Origin of the sequence: Vibrio sp. CCUG 15886 (assembly GCF_028570825.1) — a bacterium.
In the GTDB taxonomy this organism is placed as follows: Bacteria; Pseudomonadota; Gammaproteobacteria; order Enterobacterales; family Vibrionaceae; genus Vibrio; species Vibrio vulnificus_B.
The window spans coordinates 58706-64705 of the sequence record NZ_JAQQBT010000018.1; the positions used below are offsets into that span (position 1 = coordinate 58706).

At 45.4% G+C, this 6000-nt stretch carries 5 protein-coding genes; all 5 read left to right on the forward strand.

Annotation, left to right across the window (positions count from 1 at the left end):
• The first annotated feature begins 90 nt into the window (after positions 1-90).
• The 5 genes from PQQ36_RS19775 to PQQ36_RS19795 all read left to right on the forward strand — a co-directional run bounded on the left by PQQ36_RS19775 (position 91) and on the right by PQQ36_RS19795 (position 5602).
• Complete coding sequence (locus PQQ36_RS19775; RefSeq protein WP_039554820.1) at positions 91-753, forward strand: TIGR04219 family outer membrane beta-barrel protein; 663 nt, start codon at positions 91-93, stop codon at positions 751-753.
• Positions 754-901: 148 nt separating this feature from the next.
• The gene (locus tag PQQ36_RS19780; RefSeq protein WP_011079375.1) at positions 902-1132 is read left to right on the forward strand and encodes a hypothetical protein; all 231 of its coding nucleotides are present in this window, start codon (positions 902-904) and stop codon (positions 1130-1132) included.
• A 93-nt stretch (positions 1133-1225) separates the two neighbouring features.
• Positions 1226-3097, forward strand: coding sequence for an assimilatory sulfite reductase (NADPH) flavoprotein subunit (locus PQQ36_RS19785; protein ID WP_011079376.1), 1872 nt, complete (start codon positions 1226-1228; stop codon positions 3095-3097).
• Positions 3097-4833, forward strand: a complete 1737-nt coding sequence (gene cysI / locus PQQ36_RS19790) for an assimilatory sulfite reductase (NADPH) hemoprotein subunit (protein ID WP_011151263.1) — start codon at positions 3097-3099, stop codon at positions 4831-4833. The genes PQQ36_RS19785 and cysI overlap by 1 nt, the downstream gene beginning before the upstream one ends.
• Complete coding sequence (locus PQQ36_RS19795; RefSeq protein WP_273662479.1) at positions 4826-5602, forward strand: phosphoadenylyl-sulfate reductase; 777 nt, start codon at positions 4826-4828, stop codon at positions 5600-5602. The genes cysI and PQQ36_RS19795 overlap by 8 nt, the downstream gene beginning before the upstream one ends.
• The last annotated feature ends 398 nt before the right edge of the window (positions 5603-6000 follow it).

A 6000-nucleotide genomic window follows, 5' to 3' on the forward strand; every position in this document is an offset into this window, starting at 1 on the left:
GGATTTTGTTGAGTGTGTGAGCTGAGATTGTGATAGGATCCCCGCTCAGCTCATCCAAGGTTAACTCAGTAAAATCGGAGTATTACTCTCATGCGTAATAAAATCGCCACCATTTGTGCACTATTGGCGCCATTAGGCCTGTTTTCTGCGACCTGCCAAGCCAGTGTAGAAACCACGGTAGGCGCCGAATTTTGGAATGTGAAAACGAAAGTCAACGAAGTTGACCGTGATCGTGCTGCTACTGGGAGTTATTACGCATCTATTGAGCATGAAGTGAAATATTTGCCAGACATGCGTGTGCGTTACTCTTCGATTGATGCCGATTACATGGCATTCGATAAGTTGGATCTGACGCTTTACTTTAATCTGCTTGAGCACGATTTGATGCACTTTGATGCGGGTATTACCTTTAGCGATTTGAGCAACACCAAGTATCTCAATGTTGCGGACTTAGCCGCAGGCGAGTCTTCGTTTGATGAGATGATTTGGGCTTGGTATGGCTACGGTGAAATTAACGTACCAAAAACCAATTTTGATGTGATTGGTGAGATGAACTTTGGTAACAACAAAGGCATCAAGAGTACAGATTTGATGGCAGGTATGCAGTATCGATTGCCTTTTGAGGGTTCGGAAGTGGCTTTACGTGCGGGTTACCGCGTGATTGACTTGGAAGCCGATGCTTTCGCTTCCTCTTTAGGTAAATCATTTATCTTCGCCCATGGCTGGTTTTTAGGAGCGCAATACCGCTTTTAATCACTAATGAGAATTTAGAAAGGCCGCTATGTTATAAGCGGCCTTTTTTTATATCTCTTATCTATAAAATACGGCAAATAATTCGCATTGGTGGCAAATTCGTCCATGCTTATTGATGTCATCATCAAAAGTCAGACAGGGACAGTGTATGACCATTACCGAGTTAAGAAACTTATATCGAGAGAAGCAGTTGGTTGAGGCGATCATTGAACCTTCCATACAAGAGGGGGCATGGGTGGTGGAGTTCCGCCATGCGAGAGGTGGCTTTGTTTTGCTGACAGACAGCCATGGCGAAGAGTGCCAGTATCAAGATCTTGATGAAGCGTCCAAATCCGCAATGGCGGTCGGCTTTCAACAAGTCAGAGTGGAAACCCGCTGATCTCTCAGGCTTTGCTTACTTCCAAAAAGTTATAAAACATTCACTTCTATTCTTTCTTGTTATTAAAAAGAGTGGTTAATCTATCGTCACGCAATGAATAGGGATGTCGTGACTATGTCTTCTCAAAAGAAAGTGTCATCAGGAAACACTACTCCATCAGGATTGGCTGGCTTAGCTAGCCCACTCAACGATCAACAAATTAATCTATTACAGCAGATTTCAGATTTATCACCGCAGCAATTGGCTTGGGTGAGTGGCTACTTTTGGGGATTGTCGCAAAGTGCCGCGCCATCCGCTGTCACGCCTATCGCTCAAGCGGTTTCGGCTGTGGCCGCTAAACCCGCAGGAAAACTGACGATTATCTTTGCTTCTCAAACAGGCAACGCCAAAGGGGTTGCTGAAGCGCTAGAGCAAGAGGCAAAAGCAGAAGGTATTGCTGTTCAGCTATTTGATGCGAGCGATTACAAAGGTAAAAACTTAGCCAATGAAACTCATGTCATTATTGTCGCGTCCACCAATGGTGAAGGTGAAGCGCCAGATAACGCTATCGAGCTGCACGAGTTTCTCCAGTCAAAGAAAGCCCCCAAATTACCAAATCTGCAATACGGTGTGATTGGTTTAGGGGATTCAAGCTATGAATTCTTCTGTCAGACGGGCAAAGATTTCGATTCGTATCTTGCCAAGCTTGGTGCGACGCCATTCATCGAACGTGTCGATTGCGATGTCGACTATGATGCATCCGCAGCGCAGTGGCGAAAACAGGCGCTAGAAAAAGTAAAAGATGCTTTGTCTGCGGGAGTTGAAGCTGACGTGGTTCAATTGCCAGTCGCGCAATTGGCTGCGGGGCATGCTCTCTATACTAAGCAAAAACCTTATGCTGCGACGCTGCTGACCAGCCAAAAAATCACAGGCCGAGATTCAGGTAAAGACGTTCGTCACGTTGAAATTGACCTAGCAGGCTCCGGAATCACTTATCAGCCGGGAGATGCCTTAGGGGTGTGGTTTGAGAATAGTGGTGAGTTAGCCAATCAAGTGCTAGCCAAAGTGGGATTGTCTGGGGTGGAAAGCGTTGATGTGGACGGTGAAAGCCTCTCTATTCACAGTGCTTTGGTGAGTAAGTTTGAAATTACTTCTTCTAATCCTCAACAAGTCGAAAAGTTTGCCCAGCTTTCCGGTAGCAAAAAGCTGCTAAAACTGGTGGAAGAGAAAGACAAGCTGCGTGAGTACGCAGGTAATACTCAGCTTGTGGACCTGTTAGCGGAAAAGCAAACCAAACTTACGGCAGAGGAGTTGGTGGGGCTACTGCGTCGCCTTACTCCAAGGCTTTACTCCATTGCCTCGAGCCAAACGGAAGTGGATGAAGAAGTTCATCTCACCGTTGGTTTGGTTGAATACGATGTTAAAGGTGAGAAACGTTTTGGAGGCGCTTCTGGTTATTTAGCGCAACGTCTAGAAGAAGGTGAGCAAGTAAAAGTATTTGTAGAGAACAACAATAACTTCAAGTTGCCAGCAGACGATAACGTCCCAGTCATCATGGTTGGGCCTGGTACGGGTATTGCACCTTTCCGCAGTTTCATCCAAGAGCGTGATAACCGCGGTGCAGAAGGCAAAAACTGGTTGTTCTTTGGTGATCGTACCTTTACGCAAGATTTCCTCTACCAGGTTGAATGGCAGAAGTATCTGAAATCCGGCCTGCTGACGAAACTCGATGTCGCTTTTAGTCGTGACCAAGCAGAGAAAGTCTATGTGCAGCAACGCATCTTAGAAAATGCAGCGCAAGTATGGCAGTGGATTCAAGAAGGCGCTTATCTCTACGTCTGTGGTGATGCGAACCGAATGGCAAAAGATGTTCATCAAGCCTTTGTCGCAGTCGCAGAGCAAGAGGGCAAGATGTCACGCGATGACGCAGAAGAATTTATTAACGACTTACGTAAAGCAAAACGTTATCAAAGGGATGTGTACTAATGACTTTTTCTATTGAAAATAATAAGCAGGTTGTATTAGGCGAAGAATTAGGAAAGTTGTCTGATAACGAACGCCTTAAAACGCAGAGTAACTTCCTACGTGGCACGATAGAGCAAGATCTACAAGACCGAATCACGGGCGGATTTACCGCGGATAACTTCCAGTTGATTCGTTTCCACGGTATGTATCAGCAGGATGACCGTGATATTCGTAACGAGCGCGCAAAACAGAAACTAGAGCCTCTACATAACGTTATGCTACGTGCACGTATGCCTGGTGGTATCATTACACCCAAACAATGGTTAGCGATTGACAAGTTTGCTACCGAGCATTCACTTTATGGCAGCATTCGTCTGACCACGCGCCAAACTTTCCAGTTTCACGGTGTACTTAAGCCAAATATCAAGCTAATGCACCAGACACTAAATAGTATTGGTATTGATTCGATTGCGACGGCGGGTGATGTTAACCGTAATGTCTTGTGTACCACCAACCCGGTTGAATCTGAGCTGCATCAAGAAGCCTACGAATGGGCGAAAAAAATCAGTGAGCATTTACTGCCTAAAACCAAAGCGTATGCAGAGATTTGGTTAGATGGTGAAAAAGTGGAAACCACGGAAGATGATGAGCCGATCCTGGGGAAAACCTACTTACCGCGTAAGTTTAAAACGACCGTCGTGATCCCGCCACAAAATGATGTGGATGTGCACGCCAATGATCTGAACTTTGTCGCGATTGCTGAAAATGGCAAATTGATTGGTTTTAACGTGCTGGTGGGTGGTGGCCTTGCTATGACGCATGGTGACACTTCAACTTACCCTCGTCGTGCCGATGATTTCGGCTACATCCCTCTAGAGAAAACGCTGGATGTCGCTGCTGCAGTCGTCACGACGCAACGTGATTGGGGAAATCGCTCGAATCGTAAAAATGCTAAAACCAAGTACACCTTAGATCGCGTAGGTACGGATGTCTTTAAAGCGGAAGTCGAAAAGCGTGCTGGGATTAAGTTTGAGGTTAGCCGCCCTTATGAGTTCACCGAGCGCGGCGATCGCATTGGCTGGGTTGAAGGGATTGATGGTAAGCACCATCTCACCCTGTTTATTGAGAATGGGCGTTTACTCGATTATCCCGGTAAACCACTGAAAACAGGTGTGGCAGAAATCGCTAAAATCCATAAAGGTGATTTCCGTATGACGGCCAACCAAAACTTAATTGTTGCAGGAGTCTCCAAGAGCAACAAAGCCAAAATTGAGAAGTTGGCACGAGAACATGGTTTGATGGATGAGGGTGTTAGCGAGCAACGCAAAAACTCTATGGCGTGTGTGGCGTTTCCAACCTGTCCGCTGGCAATGGCAGAAGCGGAGCGTTTCCTACCTCAGTTTGTGACGGATGTTGAAGGGATTCTGGACAAGCATGGTTTAGATAAAGAAGACAACATCATTTTGCGAGTCACGGGCTGTCCTAATGGTTGTGGCCGTGCAATGTTGGCGGAAATCGGTTTGGTGGGCAAAGCGCCAGGACGCTATAACTTACACCTAGGTGGCAACCGCGGTGGTACGCGAGTTCCAAAAATGTATAAAGAGAACATCACTGAGAAACAGATCTTAGAAGAGATTGATCAGCTTGTTGGTCGCTGGGCAAACGAACGCCTTCCTAACGAATGCTTTGGCGATTTCACTGTTCGTGTTGGCATTATTGAAGAAGTCATCATTTCTAAAAGGGATTTCTATGCTTGATTCTGTTGCTTCAACGCTGCAGCTATCAGAATTACTCTCGTTAACCAAGGCGGAGCAAAGTATCCGCCTTGCCGAAATCAACGTTGAGTTAGAGATGCTGTCAGCTCAAGAGAGGGTCGCTTGGGCTCTGCAAAATTTGGAAGGGGCACACGCTGTTTCGTCGAGTTTTGGGATTCAAGCGGCTGTCATGCTGCATTTGGTATCGAAGCAGCAAGCCGATATTCCCGTCATTTTGACCGATACGGGCTACCTATTTCCTGAAACGTATCAATTTATTGATGAGTTAACTAAATCTCTAAACCTAAACCTCAAAGTATACCGAGCGAATGAGAGTGCAAACTGGCAGGAAGCTCGATACGGCAAACTGTGGGAGCAAGGTATAGAAGGAATAGAAAAGTACAACAAGCTTAATAAAGTCGAACCTATGCGTCGTGCACTGAATGAGCTTAATGTTAAAACCTGGTTTTCCGGATTACGCCGAGAGCAATCTCAATCCCGAGCAGGCCTACCTATTCTTTCGATACAAAATGGTGTGTTTAAATTCTTGCCTGTAGTTGATTGGAGTAACAAAGACGTACACTACTATTTAAAAGAACACGGTCTTTCATATCATCCCCTTTGGGAGCAGGGCTATCTTTCTGTAGGAGATGCGCATACAACTCAAAAATGGGAGCCAGGGATGAGTGAAGAAGAAACTCGTTTCTTTGGCTTGAAGCGTGAGTGTGGACTTCACGAAGAAGATAATGAACAAGATGGTTCTGGTATTTAATAATAGAGAAGCTCAAAGGCCGTAGATGCGGCCTTTTTATTTAGCTACAAAACGGACATTGTGGATAACCTTGTGGGTATTTTGTTGGTTTGTTTTGGGTAAAGTTGGGTAAATGGCGCTTTGAATGGATTTTGTTCGCTTAGGCTTTATTTTTGTAATTTTTTCAAAATAACACTTGCCAATGTGAGCGGGATCTCTATAATGCCACCTCATCGACAGGGCAAGGGCTCACAAGGGTTTCAAGCTTGTTCGATAGGCCAGAAAGAAAAATGAAATAATTTTGAAAAAGTGTTTGACACTGAAAATTATCTCGCTAGAATGGCCGCCTCTTCCGAAGTGATGCGATTCACAAAAGAAGAAAGCTCTTTAACAATTTAAACCTATCAATCTGTGTGGGC